The organism is Streptomyces sp. NPDC029139, assembly GCF_055564335.1.
On the sequence record NZ_JBVHWN010000005.1, the window covers coordinates 225349 to 246087 of the forward strand.

The 20739-nt window shown below is 70.5% G+C and carries 17 protein-coding genes; 10 read left to right on the top strand and 7 right to left on the bottom strand.

Features of this window, described 5'->3' with window-relative positions:
* Window positions 1–37: 37 nt before the first annotated feature.
* Window positions 38–946 (top strand): sugar phosphate isomerase/epimerase family protein, encoded by a 909-nt coding sequence (locus ACZ4VW_RS14970; protein WP_467962213.1) that lies wholly within the window; start codon window positions 38–40, stop codon window positions 944–946.
* 256 nt (window positions 947–1202) lie between these two features.
* Entirely contained in the window at window positions 1203–1400 is a 198-nt protein-coding gene (locus ACZ4VW_RS14975) for a helix-turn-helix transcriptional regulator (protein ID WP_467962214.1), read from the top strand.
* A 94-nt stretch (window positions 1401–1494) separates the two neighbouring features.
* Here the strand turns inward: ACZ4VW_RS14975 and ACZ4VW_RS14980 are convergent, their stop codons facing one another.
* Entirely contained in the window at window positions 1495–3822 is a 2328-nt protein-coding gene (locus ACZ4VW_RS14980) for an MMPL family transporter (protein ID WP_467962216.1), read from the bottom strand.
* Between the two features lie 163 nt (window positions 3823–3985).
* Between ACZ4VW_RS14980 and ACZ4VW_RS14985 the strand changes: the two genes are divergently transcribed.
* Window positions 3986–4621, top strand: coding sequence for a TetR/AcrR family transcriptional regulator (locus ACZ4VW_RS14985; RefSeq protein ID WP_467962218.1), 636 nt, complete (start codon window positions 3986–3988; stop codon window positions 4619–4621).
* A gap of 81 nt (window positions 4622–4702) precedes the next feature.
* Here ACZ4VW_RS14985 and ACZ4VW_RS14990 read toward each other — a convergent pair whose 3' ends face one another.
* A complete protein-coding gene (locus ACZ4VW_RS14990; protein WP_467962220.1) occupies window positions 4703–5917 on the bottom strand; it encodes a cation:proton antiporter in 1215 nt (404 codons plus the stop codon).
* Window positions 5918–6042: 125 nt separating this feature from the next.
* Between ACZ4VW_RS14990 and ACZ4VW_RS14995 the strand changes: the two genes are divergently transcribed.
* On the top strand, window positions 6043–6276 hold the full coding sequence (locus tag ACZ4VW_RS14995; protein WP_467962222.1) for a heavy-metal-associated domain-containing protein: 234 nt from the start codon (window positions 6043–6045) through the stop codon (window positions 6274–6276).
* A 79-nt stretch (window positions 6277–6355) separates the two neighbouring features.
* Window positions 6356–8614 carry a heavy metal translocating P-type ATPase gene (locus ACZ4VW_RS15000; protein ID WP_467962224.1) on the top strand — a complete coding sequence of 753 codons (2259 nt, stop codon included), beginning with the start codon at window positions 6356–6358 and terminating at the stop codon, window positions 8612–8614.
* Between the two features lie 430 nt (window positions 8615–9044).
* Here ACZ4VW_RS15000 and ACZ4VW_RS15005 read toward each other — a convergent pair whose 3' ends face one another.
* The gene (locus ACZ4VW_RS15005; protein WP_467962226.1) at window positions 9045–10334 is read right to left on the bottom strand and encodes a citrate synthase; all 1290 of its coding nucleotides are present in this window, start codon (window positions 10332–10334) and stop codon (window positions 9045–9047) included.
* 179 nt (window positions 10335–10513) lie between these two features.
* Complete coding sequence (recD2, locus tag ACZ4VW_RS15010; RefSeq protein WP_467962228.1) at window positions 10514–12769, bottom strand: SF1B family DNA helicase RecD2; 2256 nt, start codon at window positions 12767–12769, stop codon at window positions 10514–10516.
* A gap of 459 nt (window positions 12770–13228) precedes the next feature.
* Here recD2 and ACZ4VW_RS15015 point away from each other — a divergent pair, with 459 nt between their 5' ends.
* From ACZ4VW_RS15015 to ACZ4VW_RS15030, 4 genes are read left to right on the top strand one after another with little or no spacing between them, the layout of a single operon-like run.
* Window positions 13229–13876: a hypothetical protein gene (locus ACZ4VW_RS15015; protein WP_467962229.1), complete on the top strand. Its 648-nt coding sequence runs from the start codon at window positions 13229–13231 to the stop codon at window positions 13874–13876.
* The gene (locus ACZ4VW_RS15020; RefSeq protein WP_467962230.1) at window positions 13876–15537 is read left to right on the top strand and encodes a putative T7SS-secreted protein; all 1662 of its coding nucleotides are present in this window, start codon (window positions 13876–13878) and stop codon (window positions 15535–15537) included. Before ACZ4VW_RS15015 ends, ACZ4VW_RS15020 begins: the two co-directional genes overlap by 1 nt.
* 58 nt (window positions 15538–15595) lie before the next feature.
* Window positions 15596–15982 (top strand): DUF4279 domain-containing protein, encoded by a 387-nt coding sequence (locus tag ACZ4VW_RS15025; RefSeq protein ID WP_467962232.1) that lies wholly within the window; start codon window positions 15596–15598, stop codon window positions 15980–15982.
* 5 nt (window positions 15983–15987) lie between these two features.
* Window positions 15988–16401 (top strand): DUF4279 domain-containing protein, encoded by a 414-nt coding sequence (locus ACZ4VW_RS15030; RefSeq protein ID WP_467962234.1) that lies wholly within the window; start codon window positions 15988–15990, stop codon window positions 16399–16401.
* A gap of 18 nt (window positions 16402–16419) precedes the next feature.
* Here the strand turns inward: ACZ4VW_RS15030 and ACZ4VW_RS15035 are convergent, their stop codons facing one another.
* Genes ACZ4VW_RS15035 through ACZ4VW_RS15045 form a run of 3 tightly spaced genes read right to left on the bottom strand, consistent with a single transcriptional unit; the run spans window position 16420 to window position 19543 of the window.
* On the bottom strand, window positions 16420–17208 hold the full coding sequence (locus ACZ4VW_RS15035) for a sugar phosphate isomerase/epimerase family protein (protein WP_467962527.1): 789 nt from the start codon (window positions 17206–17208) through the stop codon (window positions 16420–16422).
* A gap of 35 nt (window positions 17209–17243) precedes the next feature.
* Complete coding sequence (locus ACZ4VW_RS15040; RefSeq protein WP_467962236.1) at window positions 17244–18395, bottom strand: dihydrodipicolinate synthase family protein; 1152 nt, start codon at window positions 18393–18395, stop codon at window positions 17244–17246.
* Window positions 18392–19543 carry a Gfo/Idh/MocA family protein gene (locus ACZ4VW_RS15045; protein WP_467962238.1) on the bottom strand — a complete coding sequence of 384 codons (1152 nt, stop codon included), beginning with the start codon at window positions 19541–19543 and terminating at the stop codon, window positions 18392–18394. Before ACZ4VW_RS15045 ends, ACZ4VW_RS15040 begins: the two co-directional genes overlap by 4 nt.
* A 120-nt stretch (window positions 19544–19663) precedes the next feature.
* On the opposite strand from ACZ4VW_RS15045, the gene ACZ4VW_RS15050 reads away from it, so the two are divergent.
* Window positions 19664–20710, top strand: a complete 1047-nt coding sequence (locus tag ACZ4VW_RS15050; RefSeq protein WP_467962240.1) for a LacI family DNA-binding transcriptional regulator — start codon at window positions 19664–19666, stop codon at window positions 20708–20710.
* Window positions 20711–20739: the final 29 nt, after the last annotated feature.

The window sequence follows — 20739 nt, forward strand, 5'->3', positions numbered from 1 at the left end:
TTGACGTGTCCTTCCGGGCGCGTCCAAGGTGGCCTTCATGACGAAGCCGTCGCCTCTGTCCCGTATCCGCATCGGCTCCGCCCCCGACTCCTGGGGCGTCTGGTTCGCCGACGATCCCCGGCAGGTCCCCTGGCAGCGCTTCCTCGACGAGGTCGCCGGCGCCGGGTACGCGTGGATCGAACTCGGCCCGTACGGCTATCTGCCCACCGATCCCGCGATCCTGGCCGAGGAGACCGGCCGCCGCGGCCTGCGCGTCTCGGCCGGGACGGTCTTCACCGGACTGCACCACGGTCCCGCCGTCTGGGACAGGACCTGGGCGCATGTCGCCGACAACGCGGCCCTGGCCCAGGCGATGGGGGCGGAGCACCTGGTCGTCATCCCGTCCTTCTGGCGTGACGACAAGACCGGTGAGGTCCTGGAGGACCGCACGCTCACCGCCGCACAGTGGCGTGATCTGACCGGTCTGACCGAGCGCCTGGGCCGCGAGGTGCGGGAGCGCTACGGCCTGCGGATCGTCGTCCATCCGCACGCGGACACGCATGTCGACACCGAGGAGAACGTGGCCCGCTTCCTGGACGCCACCGATCCCGACCTGGTCTCGCTCTGTCTGGACACCGGGCACTACGCGTACTGCGGCGGCGACAGCGTCAAGCTGATCGAGACCTATGGCGAACGGATCGGCTATCTGCATCTCAAGCAGGTCGATCCGGAGATCCTGGCCGGGGTGGTCGCGGACGAGGTGCCCTTCGGTCCGGCCGTGGCGCGGGGCGTGATGTGCGAGCCGCCCTCCGGGGTGCCCGCCCTGGAGCCGGTCCTGGCGGCGGCTCAGGCCCTGGACGTGGAGCTGTTCGCGATCGTCGAGCAGGACATGTACCCGTGCGATCCCGACAAGCCCTACCCGATCGCGGTCCGCACGCGCCGATTCCTGCGCTCCTGCGGGGCCTGAGCGCATACGGCAGGCGACGAAGGCGCCCCGGGCGGCGCTGTGCTGATTGTGCGTCACTTATGTCACATCCGTCCCTCTCTCGTCACACATATCTCCGTTACGCGGGCTTTCCGTCACAGCCGGTCGACAGCCGCTCTCCTCCCGTCACGGAGCGTCGTTCAACGGGCACAGGCTCAGTGATCGCCAGCGCCCGCCCCGCAGCTCCCCCGAACGGCACCCCCGCCGCCGCTGCGAGGCGCGCAGGGAGGTGCCCCACATGACGGACAGAAAGCTCTGGTCGTACAAGGACATTGCCGCGCACATCAGGGTGCAGCCGGACACCGTCCGCTCCTACCGGAAGCACGGTCTCCTGCCCCCGCCCGATCACGTCGAGTCGGGCAAGCCCTTCTGGTACGCGGAGACGATCCGCGCCTGGGTGGCCAACCGGCCGCGCAATCGGAGCCGCCGCGAGTGACATCGCCCGTCCGGACCCCCGGGACCCGCCCGAATCCGGGGCGCGGACTTCCGGGTGCCCGCACGGATTCCCGCCCGGCCGCCCGGCAGTGACGTCAGCCGCCGACCGGCTCCTTGTCCCGCTCGGCCTCCGCTTCGGCCGCGGCGGCCGGCGGGGCCGCCGCGACCGCCGGCAGGGACCGCGCGCCGCCCTCGCTGATGCCGAACCGGTCGTGGAAGCGACGCAGAGGAGCGGGTGCCCACCAGGTCAGTCGCCCGGTCAGTTTCATCACCGCGGGAACGAGCAGGCTGCGCACCACCATCGCGTCCATGAGCACGGCGAGCGCCACACCCAGGCCGAGCATCTTGGTGTTGGTCACCCGGGAGGTGCCGATGGCGACCATCACGACGGCGAGGATCACGGCCGCGGCGGTGATCAGCCCGCCCGTGTGGCGCAGTCCGAACCGCACCGCGTGCTCGTGGTCGCCGGTGGCGTCGTACTCCTCCTTGATGCGGGAGAGCAGGAAGACGCCGTAGTCCATGGAGAGTCCGAAGGCGACACAGAACATCAGCACCGGGAGCGTCGTCTCTATGTCACCGGTCGGGGTGAAGCCGAGCAGCCCGGACAGGTGCCCGTCCTGGAAGACCCACACGACCGCGCCGAACATCGCGGTGAGGCTGAGGGCGTTGAGGACGACGGCCTGGAGGGGTATCAGCACGCTGCCGGTGAGCAGGAAGACCAGGAGCAGGGTGACCACGACGATGATCGCCGCCGCCCAGGGCAGCCGCTCGGCTATGGCGTCCTTGGAGTCGACGAGGACGGCGGCCGCTCCTGTCACCGAGGTGTCGAAGGGAGCCTCCTGCGACCGCAGTTCGCCCACGACTCCCTGGGCGGTGTCGCCGACGGCCTCGCCCTCCGGTACGACGGTGAAGTACGCGGGGGCCTGGGCGCCGGCGCCGGAGGTGACCGGCCCGTCGACCCGGTCGATCCCGTCCAGGGCCTCGATCCGCGCGCGGTACTCGGCGTACTGGGCCGGGGTGGCCCGGCCCTCGGCGAGCACGGTGAGCCCGCCGCCGGGGCTGCCGGGGAAGCCGTCCCTCAGCTCGTCCTGGACCACCCGCGACTCGGCCGTGCCCGGCAGCTGCCGGTCGTCGGCGGTGCCGAAGTTCACTCCCAGGAAGGGCAGACCGAGGAGGACGAGACCAGCGGTCGTGGCCACCGCGAAGACGGGGGCCCGGCGCATGACCAGCGCCGCCGTACGCGCCCAGCCCGCTCCCACTCCCGCCCGCGACGCGCCCCCCGCACCCGCAGCGGCCCCATCGCCGGCACCCGCAGCGGCCCCGCGCCCTTCGACCGGCGCCCTCCGCGCCCGCCTCCGCCCCAACAGGCGCCGCAGATCGAGTGCGTTGACCCGCTCGCCGAGCAGCAGGAGTGCGGCCGGCAGCAGGATCAGGGCGGCCGCCGCGGCCAGCAGCACCACGGCGATGCCCGCGTACGCGAAGGAGCGCAGGAAGTACTGCGGGAAGACGAGCATCGCGGCGAGCGAGACGGCCACGGTCAGGGCGGAGAAGAGCACGGTCCGTCCCGCCGTGCGCAGTGTGGTGCCGACGGCGGTCCTGGCGTCGGCGCCGGCGGCCAGTTCCTCGCGGAACCGGCGGACGACGAACAGGGCGTAGTCGATGGCGAGTCCGAGCCCGAGGGCGGTGGTGAGGTTCTGGGCGAAGACCGAGACGTCGGTGAACTCCGTGATGCCGCGCAGCACCGCGTTCGTACCGAGGATGGCCACGATGCCGATGCCCAGCGGCAGGAGCGCGGCGACCGCGCTGCCGAAGACCATGACGAGCAGGACGAGCGTCACGGGCAGGGCGATCAGTTCGGCGCGCAGCAGATCCTCCTGGATGACCGTCTGCATCTCGTGCCGTACGGCCAGCGGTCCACCGACGGACACCTCGACCGGCCCGTGGGTGCCGCGGTACTCGGGGGCGATCCTCTGGAGGATTTCGCCCGCCGCCTTCTCCTCGCCTTCGACGCGGGCGGCGATCACGGCCTGCCGGCCGTCCTCGGAGCGCAGGGCGGGTGACGCGGTCCCCCAGTAGGAGCCGACACCGCTCACACCCGGCTCGGCGTCCAGCCGCTCCGCCAGCCGCCGCGCCTCGGCGGCGACGGCGGCGTCGTCCACCCCGGCCGCCCCCGCGTCGACGAGGAGGAGCAGATTGGGCTGGGAGGCGGGGAACTCCCGCTCCAGGACCCGTGTCGCGTACGTGGATTCGGCGTCGGGGTCCTCCCAGCCGCCGCTGCCCATCCGGTCGGCGACCCCACTGCCCGCGAGGACGGCGAGCGCGGTGATCACGAGGGCGACCAGCAGGGAGAGGCGTGGCCTGGCCGTCACGAACCGGGTCCACCCCCCGCCCCGGGCGGGCCCTGAATTCTTGACTTCGGCCATGACGCGGTGTCCCCTTCACCGTGATCCATGCGCTCGTTCTCCGGCAGGCGGCATGGGTCGACCATTGCCATAGACTGGCAAACACGAGCGATCACTCGCGTTTTTCAAGAATGCGAGCGACCACTCGCGTTTGTCAAACGTGTTGAGAAAGCTGGGGACAGCCATGTCCGAAGAACCGCAGCCGCGCCGCCGCCAGGCCCGCGGCGAGCGCCGCATCACGCAGCTGCTCCAGGCGGCCGCGAACGTCTTCTGCGCGTACGGATACACGGCGACCAGCACCAACGCGATCGCCCGCGAGGCCAGCGTCTCCCCGGGCACGCTCTACCAGTACTTCCCGAACAAGGAGGCGATCGCCGTCGAGCTCGGCGGCCGCCTGCTGCACCAGATGCGCGAGGCCCACGGCCAGGCGTTCACCCCGGCCAACCTCTCCCTGCCGCTGCCCGAACTGCTGGACGCGGTACTCGATCCGATGATCGAGTTCAACTGCCAGAACCCGGTCTTCCTCGCCCTCATGCACGGCTCCGACGTCCCCGGCCGGATCGCCGAGGAGCACGACGCGCTGCACGCCTCCCTGCTGGCCTCGGTCGAGAACCTGTTCACGCACTACCTGCCGGAACACACCCCCCAGGAGCGCGCCCTCAAGGCCGAGATGACGCTCGAGGTCGTCAAGGGCGGCCTCACGCTGATCCTCGCCGCTCCCGAAGGGGCCCAGCGGGACGCGGCGGTCACCGAACTGAAGACGATCCTCCTGCGCTACCTCGCCCCGCTCGTCGACAAGGCTTCCGCCCCCTCCCCTTGAACAGCCCTCTCCCCTTGAACAGCCCCCTCCCGAACAACCTCCTCCCCCGAACAATCTCCTCCCCCTGAACACCCTCCTCCCTCACCACGGCTCCGACCCGGTGACCGACTCCGTCGGCCGCGCCCTCTCCCCGACCCCCGCCCCGATCTTCAGCGCGAGGAGCGGGAAGACGAGCACGGACACCATCGCGGCCCCCACCAGCGCCGCCGCCTCACCGGCCGTCAGCGCCTTGTCGTCGAGGCCGATGGCAGTGATCGCGACAACGAGCGGCAGGGCCGTGGAGCTGTGGAGCGCCAGCGCACCGCGGCCCTTGCGTCCCAGGTCGTCCGGGGCCAGGAACCAGACCGGTCCGCCACGCACCACCAGGAACAGCAGCAGGAAGACCGGCAGGAGCAGCAGCGTGCGCCCGCCGCCGAGCAGCGAGTCCAGATCGAACTCGATGCCGGTCACGACGAAGAAGATGGGCACCAGGAAGCCGAAGCCGGCCGCCTCGACCTTCTCCAGGATGGCCGGGCCCGACTCCGGGGCGGCGCCGGTCAGGACGAGCCGGGTGATCAGACCCGCGGCGAAGGCACCCAGCAGCACGTCGAGGCCGAGAGCCTGCGAGGCCCCGAGCATCAGGGCGAGCAGCAGGAAGACGAAGCGGACCGCGAACTGGCCGCTGCTGTGCAGCGTCTTGGCGATGACCCGCGAGAACCACGGCGGCCTCGGGCGCAGCGCCCAGTAGACCGCCGCCGCCGTCAGGGCCGCGAAGGCCGCGAGCAGGGCCGTCGACTCGGCCGGATTGCGTCCGCTCAGGAGCAGCGCCATGGCGATGATCGGCCCGAACTCCCCCACCGCCCCGAAGGCCATCACCACCGAGCCGAACCTGCCGTGCAGATGGCCCGCGTCCCGCAGCACCGGCAGGACGGTGCCGAGGGCGGTACTGGTCAGGGCCACACCGATGAAGACGCCCTTGTGGAGTCCGCCGCCCAGCAGCGCCCCGATCCCCAGACCGAGCGCCAGGGCGATCAGCCAGGCTCCCACCGAGCGCTTGAGGGTGTCGCCGCGGACCTTGCCGAACTCGATCTCGTACCCCGCCAGGAAGATCAGCATCGCGAGGCCGAGCTCCGAGAGGCCGTCGATCAGCGCGTCCACATGGGCCCAGCCGAGCCCATCCGGGCCGATCAGGATGCCGAGCAGGATCTCGAAGATCACGAGCGGTACGGGTAGCCGGCGCGCCGCCCCGTAGGCCAGCAGCGGCGCCAGAACGGCGATCGTCATGATCAGGATCAGTGTGGTCCCCGAATACGACATATCGGGTATCTACCATGAGACCCTGCCGGATGACGGTCAGGCGGAGTGGATTTATACCCCCAGGGGGTATAGCCTGTGTTTCAGTACGAACCTGAACCAGCACCGTCCTCGAAGAGGAGACCGTCATGACCGCCGAGACGAAGACCGAACGCACCACCGTCTACCAGGTCAAGGGGATGACCTGCGGCCACTGCGAGGGCGCGGTCTCCAGCGAGATCTCCGAGATCGCCGGAGTCTCCTCCGTCAAGGCCGTGGCCGCCACGGGTCAGGTCACCGTGGTCTCCGGGGCCCCGCTCGACGAGGAGGCCGTCCGCGCCGCCGTCGACGAGGCCGGCTACGAGCTCGTCGGCCGCGCCTGAGGCCCGAGCCGTTCCCCGGCATAACCCGGCAGGGCCGTACCGTTACGACGGTACGGCCCTGCTCCCGCTTGGAACGCACATGACCTCCAGCCCCGCCTCCGCCCTCACCACCGAGCTGACCATCGGCGGGATGACCTGCGCCTCCTGCGCGGCACGCGTCGAGAAGAAGCTCAACCGCATGGACGGCGTCACGGCGACCGTCAACTACGCGACGGAGAAGGCGCGGATCGAGCACCTGCCCGACGTCGGGGTCGCCGATCTGATCGCGACGGTCGTCAGGACGGGGTACACGGCCGAGGAGCCCCCGCCGCCGGCACCCGAGCCGGCTCCCGTCCCGGAACACCAGGCCGCGGACCCCGGACCGGGGGCGCCGCAGGCGGATCCGGAGCTCGCCTCGCTCCGTCAGCGGCTCACCGTCTCCGCCGTCCTCTCCGCACCCGTCGTCCTGCTCGCCATGGTCCCGGCCCTCCAGTTCGACAACTGGCAGTGGCTCTCCCTCACACTGGCCGCCCCGGTCGTCGTCTGGGGAGGGCTGCCGTTCCACCGCGCCGCCTGGACCAACCTGCGGCACGGCGCCGCGACCATGGACACCCTCGTCTCGGTCGGCACGCTGGCCGCCTTCGGCTGGTCGTTGTGGGCCCTGTTCTTCGGCCGGGCGGGCATGACCGGCATGCGCCACGGCTTCGACCCGACCGCCGGTCGCGCCGACGGCGCCTCCAGCATCTACCTGGAGGTCGCGGCCGGTGTCATCACCTTCATCCTGCTCGGCCGCTACCTGGAGGCCCACGCCAAGAGGAAGGCCGGCGCCGCGCTCCGCGCCCTGATGGCGCTCGGCGCCAAGGACGTGACCGTCCTGCGCTCGGGCACAGAGGTACGGGTCCCGGTGGACGCCCTCCGGATCGGTGACCTGTTCGTCGTACGCCCCGGGGAGAAGATCGCCACCGACGGCGCCGTGACCGAGGGCGCCTCCGCCGTCGACGCGTCCCTGCTCACCGGCGAGTCCGTCCCGGTCGACGTCACGCCCGGAGACCCGGTGAGCGGGGGATGCGTGAACGTCTCCGGCCGGCTGGTCGTCGAGGCGACCCGGGTCGGCGCGGACACCCGACTGGCCCGGATGGCGAAGCTGGTCGAGGACGCCCAGAACGGGAAGGCCGAGGTGCAACGCCTCGCCGACAGGGTCTCCGCCGTCTTCGTGCCGGTCGTGCTCCTCATCGCGCTCGGCACCCTGCTGACCTGGTTGTTCGTGGCCGAGGACGCCACGGCCGCGTTCACCGCCGCCGTCGCGGTCCTGATCATCGCCTGCCCGTGCGCCCTGGGTCTCGCGACCCCGACGGCGCTCATGGTCGGCACCGGCCGGGGCGCACAGCTGGGCATCCTGATCAAGGGCCCGGAGGTCCTCGAGTCCACCCGCCGCGTCGACACGGTGGTCCTCGACAAGACGGGGACCGTCACGACCGGCCGGATGGCGCTCCAGAAGGCGTACGCGTACGAGGGCGAGGACGAGAGCGAGCTGCTGCGCCTCGCGGGCGCCCTGGAACACGCCTCGGAGCACCCGGTCGCACGGGCGGTCGCGGCGGGCGCGGCGGAGCGCCTGGGACTGTCCCTGGGCGAACTCCCGGTGCCGGAGTCCTTCGAGAACGTGCCCGGCCTCGGGGTGCGCGGCACGGTCGACGGCCACCGGGTCCTGGTCGGCCGCGCGGCGCTGCTGGCGGCCGAGGGCGTCGAGGTGCCGGGCGTGCCGGAGCCCGGCGCCGTCCAGGTCGCCTGGGACGGCCGGGCCCGAGGAGCGCTCACGGTCGCCGACGCGGTCAAGGGGACCAGCGCGGAGGCCGTCGCCCGGCTGCGCGCCCTGGGCCTGACACCGGTCCTGCTCACCGGTGACGGGCGGGCCGTCGCGGAGACGGTCGCGGCCGAGGTGGGCATCGACGCGGACCTGGTCTTCGCCGAGGTCCTGCCGGAGGAGAAGGTCGCGACGGTCCGGCGCCTCCAGGCGCAGGGCCGTACGGTCGCGATGGTGGGCGACGGCGTGAACGACGCGGCCGCGCTCGCCACGGCGGACCTGGGCCTGGCCATGGGCACGGGCACGGACGCGGCCATCGAGGCGAGCGATCTGACGCTGGTCCGGGGCGACCTTCGGGTGGCGGCGGACGCGATCCGGCTCTCCCGCCGGACCCTGGCGACGATCAAGGGGAACCTCGGCTGGGCCTTCGGCTACAACTGCGCCGCGCTGCCGCTGGCTGCGCTCGGGCTGCTCAACCCGATGATCGCGGGTTTGGCCATGGCACTTTCGTCCGTATTTGTCGTGACAAACAGCCTGCGACTTCGGAGGTTCACGTGAATTCACCTACACGTGACGCACAGGACCTTCACAAAGAGACCTAGATCACAGATATTTAGGGGTAACCATTCGGGCCGTTCGCGAGTCTAAGTGGGCGATGCCAAGAACGTCTTGGGGGACGTTCATGGGATGTCTTGGGGGACGTCCCAGGCAAGCGTTGGCCGGGGCACGTGCACCGGGGAGCTTTGAGCGGCCCTCCCGTACGTACCCCGGCAGACCGCGCAGACCCGCAGAGCTTCTGCTGAACCCGGCAGACGCCCGGCCCGGATCCCGTGGGGGGAATCCGCACCGGGGATATGGAAAGCGCCCCGCTCGCCGACCCGTGGGGGGATCGGCGGCGGGGCGCTTTTCGTTCAGCGCGCGCCGTGGGACTCGCCCGGCGCGCGCCGTGAAGTCCGGCCGGCGCGCCGTGGGCGGTGCCCGGTGGGCGTCAGCGGCCCTCGACCGGGACGAAGTCGCGCAGGACCTCGCCCGTGTAGATCTGGCGCGGGCGGCCGATGCGGGAACCCGGCTCCTTGATCATCTCGTGCCACTGGGCGATCCAGCCGGGAAGGCGGCCGAGCGCGAAGAGCACGGTGAACATCTCGGTCGGGAAGCCCATCGCGCGGTAGATGAGGCCCGTGTAGAAGTCCACGTTCGGGTAGAGGTTGCGCGAGACGAAGTAGTCGTCGGAGAGCGCGTGCTCCTCCAGCTTGAGCGCGATGTCCAGCAGCTCGTCGGACTTGCCGAGGGCGGAGAGCACATCGTGCGCCGCGGCCTTGATGATCTTGGCGCGCGGGTCGAAGGACTTGTACACCCGGTGGCCGAAGCCCATCAGGCGGACGCCGTCCTCCTTGTTCTTCACCTTGTTGATGAAGGAATCGACATCGCCGCCGTTGGCCCGGATGCCCTCGAGCATCTCCAGGACCGACTGGTTGGCGCCGCCGTGCAGGGGGCCCCACAGGGCCGAGATGCCGGCGGAGATCGACGCGAACATGTTCGCCTGGCTCGAACCCACCAGACGGACCGTGGACGTCGAACAGTTCTGCTCGTGGTCCGCGTGCAGGATCAGCAGCTTCTCGAGCGCGGAGACCACGACCGGGTCCAGCTCGTACTCCTGGGCCGGGACCGAGAAGGTCATGCGCAGGAAGTTCTCGACGTACCCGAGGTCGTTGCGCGGGTAGACGAAGGGGTGGCCGATCGACTTCTTGTAGGCGTACGCCGCGATCGTCGGCAGCTTGGCCAGCAGCCGGATCGTCGACAGGTGACGCTGCGTCTCGTCGAACGGGTTGTGGCTGTCCTGGTAGAACGTCGACAGCGCGGAGACCACCGAGGAGAGCATCGCCATCGGGTGGGCGTCCCGCGGGAAGCCGTCGAAGAAGCGCTTGACGTCCTCGTGCAGCAGCGTGTGCTGGGTGATCTCGTTCTTGAAGGACGCGAGCTCGTCGACCTTCGGGAGCTCCCCGTTGATCAGCAGGTACGCCACCTCGAGGAACGTGGAGCGCTCCGCCAGCTGCTCGATGGGGTAGCCGCGGTACCGCAGAATTCCCTGCTCGCCATCCAGGTAGGTGATGGCCGATTTATAGGCGGCGGTGTTGCCGTATCCGCTGTCCAGGGTGACCAGACCGGTCTGGGCTCGGAGCTTCCCGATGTCGAAGCCCTTGTCGCCGACGGTGCTCTCGACCACCGGGTAGGTGTATTCACCGTCCGCGTACCGCAGTACTACAGAGTTGTCGCTCACGTCATCCCTCACCGACGTAGTGCCTCTTCTTCGAGGTGCCCTGACTGTCTCTACCATCCCCCATTTGGCTCAGGAGAGTGCACTCGGGGTCGACCATTGGGCCATTTGGCGGCACTCAGTGCCGCCAACCTGCTCATCTTGCCCCCTTCGCCCCGCTTGGGGAAGTCGGGGGTGGTCTTTCACACGACTGCCGACAGCCGGTGGGCCAGCGCGGTGAAGCGTCTGCCTGCGGAAACCGTACGGACGGCCTGACCGATCGCCCTGCGCGAACCGACCAGGACGACCAGCTTCTTCGCCCGGGTGACGGCCGTGTAGAGCAGGTTCCGCTGGAGCATCATCCAGGCGCTGGTGGTGACGGGGATCACGACCGCCGGGTACTCGCTGCCCTGCGAGCGGTGGATCGTGACGGCGTAGGCATGGGCCAGCTCGTCCAGTTCGTCGAAGTCGTACGGCACCTCCTCGTCCTCGTCGGTCCGCACGGTCAGCCGCTGCTCGACGGTGTCGAGGGAGGTCACGACGCCGACAGTGCCGTTGAAGACTCCGTTGGCCCCTTTCTCGTAGTTGTTGCGGATCTGGGTGACCTTGTCGCCGACGCGGAAGACCCGGCCGCCGAACCGCTTCTCGGGCAGATCGGGGCGGGCCGGGGTGACGGCCTGCTGGAGCAGCCCGTTGAGCGCGCCGGCGCCCGCGGGACCCCGGTGCATGGGTGCCAGAACCTGCACGTCCCGGCGCGGGTCGAGGCCGAACTTGGCGGGAATCCGGCGTGCCGCGACCTCGACGGCGACCCGGGCGGCGTCCTCGGTCTCCTCCTCCACGAAGAGGAAGAAGTCCGGAAGGCCGGTGGTGACGGGCGGCAGCCCGGCGTTGATGCGGTGGGCGTTGGTGACCACCCCGGACTGCTGCGCCTGGCGGAAGATCCGGGTCAGCCGCACGGCCGGCACCGGGCTGCCGGGAGCGAGCAGGTCGCCGAGCACCTCGCCCGCGCCGACCGACGGCAGCTGGTCCACGTCCCCGACGAGCAGCAGGTGTGCACCGGGTGCCACCGCCTTGACCAGCTTGTTGGCGAGGAGCAGATCGAGCATGGACGCCTCGTCCACCACGACGAGATCCGCGTCGAGCGGGCGGTCCCGGTCGTAGGCCGCATCGCCCCCCGGCTTGAGCTCGAGCAGCCGGTGGACGGTCGACGCCTCGGCGCCGGTCAGCTCGGCGAGGCGCTTGGCGGCGCGGCCGGTGGGAGCGGCCAGGACGACCTTGGCGCGCTTGGCCCTGGCCAGCTCCACGATCGAGCGGACCGTGAACGACTTCCCGCACCCCGGCCCACCGGTCAGCACGGCGACCTTACGGGTCAGGGCGAGCCGCACGGCCTCCTCCTGCTCGGGCGCCAGGGAGGCCCCGGTGCGCTCGGCGAGCCAGGCCAGGGCCTTGTCCCAGGCGACGTCCTGGAAGCCCGCCATCCGGTCCTCGGGCGCGTGCAGCAGGCGCCTCGTCTGCCCGGCCAGGGAGAGCTCGGCACGGTGGAACGGCACCAGGTACACGGCCGTGACCGGCTGCCCTTCGGGGCCCGGCACCGACTCCCGTACGACCCCTTCCGGATCCGCCGCCAGCTCGGCGAGGCACTCGATGACCAGGCCGGTGTCGACCTGGAGCAGCTTGACGGCGTCGCCGATCAGCTGCTCCTCGGGCAGGAAGCAGTGCCCCTGGTCGGTGGACCGCGACAGGGCGTACTGCAGGCCCGCCTTGACCCGGTCGGGGCTGTCGTGCGGAATGCCGACGGCCTGGGCGATCCGGTCGGCGGTGAGGAAGCCGATGCCCCAGACGTCGGCGGCCAGCCGGTAGGGCTGGTTCTTCACGACGGAGATCGAGGCGTCGCCGTACTTCTTGTAGATGCGCACGGCGATGGAGGTGGAGACGCCGACACCCTGGAGGAAGACCATCACCTCCTTGATCGCCTTCTGCTCCTCCCAGGCGGCCCCGATCAGCTTCGTCCGCTTGGGTCCGAGCCCCGGGACCTCGATGAGCCGCCTCGGCTCGCGCTCGATGACGTCGAGGGTGTCGGTGCCGAAGTGCTCGACGATCCGCTCGGCGATCCTGGGGCCGATGCCCTTGATGAGGCCGGAGCCGAGGTAACGGCGTATTCCCTGGATGGTGGCGGGCAGGACGGTCGTGTAGTTCTCGACCGTGAACTGCTTGCCGTACTGCGGATGGGAGCCCCAACGCCCTTCCAGACGCAGCGACTCACCGGGCTGGGCGCCGAGCAACGAGCCGACGACGGTGAGCAGGTCCCCGGCGCCCCGACCGGTGTCGACGCGGGCCACCGTGTAACCGGTCTCCTCGTTGGCATACGTGATCCGCTCGAGCACCCCTTCGACGACTGCCAGGCGCGGCGCCTGTACGGGTACTTGAGCCGGTGCCTGTGCCTGACCCTGGTTGGACATGGCCCGACGGTAGCGAAGACCTCGGACATCGGGTGGAGGATGTGCCAGGGCTGTGGACAACGCCTTTCGTTGCTCGCGGGAACGCACACGTGGCAGCATTCCGCCGGTGACTGACAACGGGGATGACATACCGAGGCCTCAGCAGGTCTGCCGACCGGCGGAGTTGGCCGAGCCGGCCGCTCCCTGCCAGGCCGACGACGGGGCACGCGGGCGGGAGCGGTTTGCACACTTGCTCGACAAATCCCGGCGCGCTGCCGTACTCGTAGCCCTCGGCCGGCAGGGCAGCCTGTGGACGGCCGATCACGGCCGTGTGCGGTGGCCCTGCGCGTTCTCCGACGTGCCGAAGCCGGCCGGCCCGGCCGGCGTGGCACTGGACGCGGGCAGTGCGGACGGCGTGTTGTTCCCGCCGGTCAGGGGCATCGTGTCCGATGCGGTGGCAGTGGATCTCGGGGGGTTGTGATGAGCGGCGAGGAACCGATGCTCGCGGCGCCGACGTGGGCGCTCGTGGAGATCGCGAACGGTATCGATCTGGCGCACACCGAGCTGAAGGAGCTCGGCATGATCGGAGAGGCGTCGACGGGTCGCGGCTTCTCCGATCTCGCCCTGTCAGGGCTGGAGTTGGGGCACGGCGGTCTGACGTCGGAGTTCGAGACCTTCTGCAACCGGTGGGAGTGGGGCGTACGCGCTCTGACGCTGCGGGGAAACGCTTTCGCGCAGGGGGTCGGCCTGTCGGCGGGCTCGTTCGCGGAGCAGGAGCAGTACATCAAGGACTCGTTCAAGATCGGGGTGAACTCGCTCAACGGGAACCCGCATCTGTCCGAGGACGAGGTCAAGCAGATGCGCTGGGACACGATCCGCGACCAGCACATGTGGGACAACGCGGACTACAGCCCGGAGTCGTTCACCGAGGCCCACGGCGAGGTGAAGCAGACCTGGAAGAACACCGCGTACGACGTCGAGGACTCGATGCTCGACTCCATGGAGCGCTCGGGCGTGCTGGATCCGAAGCTGCGTGACGCGATGGACGAGCAGCTCAAGGACATGCTCGATCCCGACCAGCAGACCATCGATCAGGCCGAGCAGCCACGGTGGGGGGAGAACCGCTGATGGTGGACTGGGGCGGTCTGGTCGACAAGGGGATCGACAAGATCGGCGACGGCATCGACAAGGGCAAGGAGCTCGTCGGTGAGGGCGTCGACTACGCGACCGACAAAGCGGGCGAGGGCCTGCGGCACTACGGATACGACGCTCTTGCCGAAGGGGTCGAGGACTGGGGTGACGAGACCGCCTCCTCCCTCGGCGCGGAGGTCGGGGAGCAGCAGCTCGGGCAGACCGAGGAGGCGAACGAGCTCATCCACGGCAGGCCGGAGAAGATCGCCGAGACGGTGAAGAACCTTCGGGACTTCCAACGCGCGTTCGATCTGGTCGGCGGTGGGATGAAGAAGCTGGACGCCGATCACTGGAAGGGCGAGGCGGCCAACTCCTTCCGGGAGAATTTCCAGACCCTGCCGACCGACTGGCTGCACGCGTCGGACGCGATGGAGAACGCGGCCAAGGCGATGGAGGCGTATTCCCAGGCGATCGTGAGCGCGCAGGGCAAGGCGCGTGAGGCGATCGCGATGTACAAGGAGGGCGACAACGACTCCAAGGCCGCGGTCGACACGTACAACAAGAAGGTCGACGCCTACAACGCGGCGCGCAACGGGGACAGTCCGCTGCCTCATCCCGGGGACTTCTCCGATCCGGGCAAGGCCAAGCGGCAACGCGCGCGGGAATTCCTGAACGACGCCCGGAAGGCGCGGAACGAGGCCGGTGAGACCGCCAAGGCCGCGGTGCGCGCCGCGCTGGCACACGCACCCAAGGAGCCGACGGGCCGCGAGCGGGCCAAGTACGAGCTGATGGACTACGGCCTCGGCCAGGGCATCGAACTGGCCCATTTCGGCGGCGGCGTCATCAAGGGCACCGCAGGTCTGCTCAACTTCGTCCGCTCGGTCAACCCGACGGACCCGTACAACCTGACCCACCCGGCGGATTACTACAAGGGCGTCAACACGACGCTCGCCGGCCTGGTGTCCACGGTGGCCAACCCGGACCGGGCACTGAAGAACGCCTGGGACGCCGCGAAGGGCGACCCGACGGAATTCCTCGGCCGCCTGCTCCCGGAAGCTCTCGGAACCAAGGGCGCCGGCGTCATACGCGGTGGCCTCCGGGCGGGCCTGCGCCCGGACTTCGGGAAGGGAACGGGCCATACCGGGCTGGACGGCCTGACGAGCCGCGGGTCGGGCGGTGAAATACCCTCCCCCGAAGACATCAAAAAGGCCGTCATGGACAGCAGACCGGAAGTCATCCAGGACCGGAAATGGTCCGACGACGACGGTCGTTATTACGCCGACCGGGTCCTGGTCGGCGGTCGCGCGGACGGCGAGACGGTGCTGGCCGGACACGGATACCTTGAACGGAACGCGGGAGAGGTGGTCGTGCCCAAAGGAACCACAGTAACCTTCTACATCCCGGACGGCGAGAAACTCCCAGGCCTCAGCGGAGTCGCGGTGGAAGGCGGTTCCTATCCGAGCGGAGGGTGGTACGAGACGTTCAAAGAGGGCGATCGCATACCGAATTACACGTTGGCCCCTCCGGAGGGCAGCGGGGGCGGCGGCTTCACCGTGTATGAGAATTCAAAGACAGTAGCGCAGCGTACGTCACTCGAGGCACTCATGAAGGAGAACATGGGAAACGTGCACTGGGCTGCCTGTCGCGAATACAAGTGATGATGGAACTGGAACGGACCGAACGGTGAATGCGAATCATCAACAAGGCGCGGCCTGGGTGCTGACCGATGTGTCTCTTGTCGTCAGGGGGCCCGAACTCGACCCGGACGAGGTCAGCAAGAAGCTGACCATCGAACCGACGGGGACCCGGCCACCCGGGCCCAGCCGGTGGGGACCTCCGGGAGACGTCGACGGAGAATGGCGACTCCAGTGCGACGAGCGCTCCACACGGGTGTTCCCGGAACAGCTCGACACCGTCCTGACGGCGGTCGAACCGCATGCCGAGGATGTGCGCGGCCTCCTGGCGAACGGCCTCTCCGTGACCCTCACCATCAGGGGATACGTGGACAACGACTCGCAGATCGCCCTCACCCCCGAGCAGATGCGCCGAGTGGCCCGCCTCGGTGTTCCCCTGTCCCTCGCCCCCAGCACGAGCGAACGGTGACTCCTGTGTGGACCTCGATCACCACCTCCCTGGCCCTGACCGGGAGCGGCCTGGACCCCTCGGCCGTCGACCGCTCCCTCGGGCTCGCCCCGGCCGCGGAGCGGCAGACCGGCGCCTCCGTCCACCACGGACCGGGCTGGTGGGCGTACACCCTCGACGAGCGGTTCTCGGACGACCTGAGCGATCAGATCGCGGCGCTGACCGCTCAGGTCGGGCCGCTGCTCGACCGGATCGGGGCGCTGACCACCGCCGGCTGCTTCGCCCAGGTCTCGATCGCGGGAACGGTGCGGGCGAACGAGGAGCTGACGCTCTCGGCCGAGTCCGCCGACCGGCTCGCCTCACTCGGGCTGCCGGTCTCCTTCACGACGCTTCTGGAGGGCAACACCGGTGCGGAGGACCCCCTGGACTGGCTCGACTGAGGCGCCAGGCCCCGCGGCTCAGCCGAGCCGGCCGACGTGGTCCGAGAACCTCCCCACCGTCTCCTCGAACACCTCGACGCCGTCCCGTGCCCACAGCTCGTCGTTGAACAGCTCCACCTCGATCGGGCCCGTGTACCCGGCCCCGGCCACGAGGTCGCACCAGGCCCGGAGGTCGATCGCGCCGTCGCCCAACTGACCCCGCCCGTTGAGGACTCCGGCCGGCAGAGGGGTGGTCCAGTCGGCCAGCTGGAAGGCGTGGATGCGGTCCGCCGCGCCCGCCCGGGCCACCGCCGCCGGGGCCCGGTCGTCCCACCAGATGTGGTACGTGTCGACGACCACTCCCACCTGCGAGGACGGGAAGCGTTCCGCGATCTCCAGGGCCTGGTCCAGGGTGGAGACCGCGCAGCGGTCCGCCGCGTACATCGGGTGGAGGGGTTCGATCGCCAGGCGGACGCCCCGCTCCCCCGCGTACGGGGCGAGTTCGGCGATCGCGTCGGCGATCCGGGCGCGGGCCGCCGCCAGGTCGCGGCTGCCCGGCGCCAGGCCGCCCGAGACCAGGACCAGCGTGTCCGTGCCCAGGGTCGCCGCCTCGTCGATCGCGGCGCGGTTGGAGGCCAGCCAGGAGTCCGTCGTGAAGAAGCCGCCCCGGCACAGGGACGTGACCGTCACGCCCGCGTCGCGTACGAGCTTGGCCGTGGCCTCCAGCCCGTACTCCGCGACCGGTTCGCGCCACAGGCCCACGCCCGGGACGGAGAGCCGTACGCACTGCTCCACCAGTTCCGGCAACGAGAGCTGCTTCACCGTCATCTGGTTGATGCTGAAGCGGGAGAGAGATTCGAGAGTCACTGTTCCACTCCGTGGACCGTCAGCAGGGACACCATCCGGGACTCCGCCCGTTCCGGGTCGGGGAACAGGCCGAGACCGTCCGCCAGTTCGTACGCCCGCGCCAGGTGCGGCAGCGAGCGCGCCGACTGGAGGCCGCCGACCATCGTGAAGTGATCCTGGTGGCCGGCCAGCCAGGCGAGGAGGACGACGCCCGTCTTGTAGAAGCGCGTCGGGGCCTGGAAGAGGTGACGGGAGAGCTCCACGGTCGGATCGAGCAGCTCGCGGAACCCCTTGACGTCACCGGTGTCCAGGATCCTGACGGCCTCCGCGGCCAGCGGGCCCAGCGGGTCGAAGATGCCGAGCAGCGCGTGGCTGAAGCCCTGCTCGTCCCCCGCGATCAGCTCCGGGTAGTGGAAGTCGTCGCCCGTGTAGCAGCGGACGCCCTCGGGAAGGCGGCGCCGCAGGTCGATCTCGCGCTGGGCGTCGAGGAGGGAGACCTTGATGCCGTCGACCTTGTCCGGGTGGGCCGCGATCACGTCGAGGAAGACGGAGGTGGCCACGTCCAGGTCCGTGGAGCCCCAGTAGCCCTCCAGCGCCGGGTCGAACATCGGGCCCAGCCAGTGCAGGATCACCGGCTCGGACGACTGCCGCAGGAGGTGGGCGTAGGTGTCGAGATAGTCCTCGGGCCCCCCGGCGACGGCCGCGAGGGCGCGGGACGCCATGAGGATGGCCTGGGAGCCGGTCTCCTCGACGAGGGCGAGCTGTTCCTCGTACGCCGCGCGGACCGTCGCCAGATCGGCGGGGCCCGCGAGCTGGTCGGTGCCGACGCCACAGGCGATCCGGCCGCCGACGGCCTTCGCCTCGGCCGCCGAACGGCGGATCAGCTCGGCCGCCCCCGCCCAGTCCAGGCCCATCCCACGCTGCGCGGTGTCCATGGCCTCCGCGACCCCCAGGCCCTGCGCCCACAGGTGGCGGCGGAAGGCGAGGGTGGCGTCCCAGTCGACGGCGGCCGGCGAGTCGGGAGTGGTGTCGGCGTACGGGTCGGCGACGACATGGGCGGCGGAGAAGACCGTACGGGAGGTCAGGGCGCCGCCCCCGGGGGCCGGGGTCCGTGCCGGGCGCGGGCGGTACTCGCGTACGCCGCCGGAGCCGTCGGGGAGCCGGATCACAGCGTGATCTCCGGGACCTCAAGGCGGCGGCCCTCGGCCGACGACCTCAGGCCGAGCTCGGCGAGCTGCACGCCGCGCGCGCCCGCCAGCAGGTCCCACTGGTACGGCTCGTCGAGCACGACGTGCTTCAGGAAGAGCTCCCACTGGGCCTTGAAACCGTTGTCGAACACGGCGTTGTCCGGAACCTCCTGCCACTGCTCTCGGAAGGGTTCGGTCGCCGGGATGTCCGGGTTCCAGACCGGCTTGGGGGTGGCCGAGCGGTGCTGGACACGGCAGTTGCGGAGGCCGGCGACGGCCGAGCCGTGGGTGCCGTCGACCTGGAACTCGACGAGCTCGTCGCGGTTGACGCGCACGGCCCAGGACGAGTTGATCTGGGCGACCGCTCCGCCCTCCAGCTGGAAGATGCCGTACGCGGCGTCGTCGGCCGTCGCGGCGTACGGCTTGCCCTGTTCGTCCCAGCGCTGCGGGATGTGCGTGGCGACGTGCGCGGTGACGCTCGTGACCCGGCCGAAGAGCTCGTGGAGCACGTACTCCCAGTGCGGGAACATGTCGACGACGATGCCGCCGCCGTCCTCGGCGCGGTAGTTCCAGCTGGGGCGCTGGGCGTCCTGCCAGTCGCCCTCGAAGACCCAGTAGCCGAACTCCCCGCGCACGGAGAGGATCTGGCCGAAGAAGCCGCCGTCGATGAGGCGCTTCAGCTTGAGCAGACCCGGCAGGAAGATCTTGTCCTGGACGACGCCGTGCTTGACGCCCTTCTCGGCCGCCAGCCGGGCGAGGTCCAGGGCGCCCTCCAGGTCTCCCGCCGTCGGCTTCTCGGTGTAGATGTGCTTGCCGGCGTCGACGGCCTTGCGGATCGCCTCGGCGCGGGCGGAGGTGACCTGGGCGTCGAAGTAGATCTCCACCGAGTCGTCGGCGAGGACGGCGTCGAGGTCGGTGGACCACTCGGTGAGGCCATGGCGCTCGGCGAGCGCGCGCAAGGCGTGCTCGCGGCGGCCGACGAGGACGGGCTCGGGCCAGAGGGTCTCGCCGTTCCCGAGGTCGAGGCCGCCCTGCTCGCGCAGGGCGAGGATCGAGCGGACGAGGTGCTGGCGGTAGCCCATACGTCCGGTGACGCCGTTCATGGCGATACGGACTGTCCTGCGTGTCACGAAGGTCCTCCACACTCACGGGAAAGAAAGCGCTTTCTACGACGAGAGACGCTAGCCTGCCGACAACGCGTCGGACAAGGGGTCCGGCCGACTCTCCCCGACTCTCCTCGGAGGTACGCGATGACCGTCACGCTGGCGGATGTGGCCGCGCGTGCCCGGGTGTCCCCCGCCACCGTCTCCCGCGTCCTGAACGGCAACTACCCCGTCGCCGCCTCGACCCGGGAGCGGGTGCTGCGGGCGGTGGACGAGCTGGACTACGTCCTGAACGGGCCGGCGAGCTCACTCGCCGCCGCCACGTCCGACCTGGTCGGCATCCTGGTCAACGACATCGCCGACCCCTTCTTCGGGATCATGGCCGGTGCGGCGCAGACCGCCATCGGGGAAGGCGCGTCGGGGCGGGCGGGCGGCGAGAAGCTGGCCGTCGTCTGCAACACCGGCGGCTCCCCCGAGCGCGAACTCACGTACCTCACGCTCCTGCAGCGCCAGCGCGCCGCCGCCGTCATCCTCACCGGCGGCTCGCTGGAGGACCCGGAGCACATGGCGGCGGTGGCGGCGAAGCTGTCACGGCTGACGGACGCGGGCACGCGGGTCGTGCTGTGCGGGCGGCCGCCGGTGGCGGGGGACGCGAGCGTGGCGGCGCTGACCTTCGACAACAGGGCGGGGGCGCGGCGGCTCACCGAGCACCTGCTGGCGCTCGGGCACCGGCGGATCGGTTACGCGGCGGGGCCGGCGGACCGGACGACGACCCGGCACCGGCTGGAGGGCCACCGGGAGGCGCTGGCCGCGGCGGGGGTCCCGGAGGGGCCCACCGTCCACGGCTCGTACGACCGGGGCTCCGGCTACGACGCGACGCTCGAACTCCTGGACCGCGAGCCGTCGTTGACGGCGGTGGTGGCGGCGAACGACACGGTCGCGCTGGGCGCGTGCGCGGCGCTCCGGGACCGGGGGCTGCGCATCCCGGAGGACGTGTCGGTGGCGGGCTTCGACGACCTGCCGTTCTCGGTCGACGCGGTCCCCGCCCTGACGACCGTACGACTGCCGCTCCAGGAGGCGGGCGCGCGGGCGGGGCGGCTCGCGATGGGCACGGAGGAGGCCCCTCCGGGTGGCCTGGCGACGATCCCGGCGGAACTGCTGGTCCGCGACTCGACAGCACCCCCACGGGAGTGAGGGTGCAGGCCCTTCGCGGGTGACCGGCG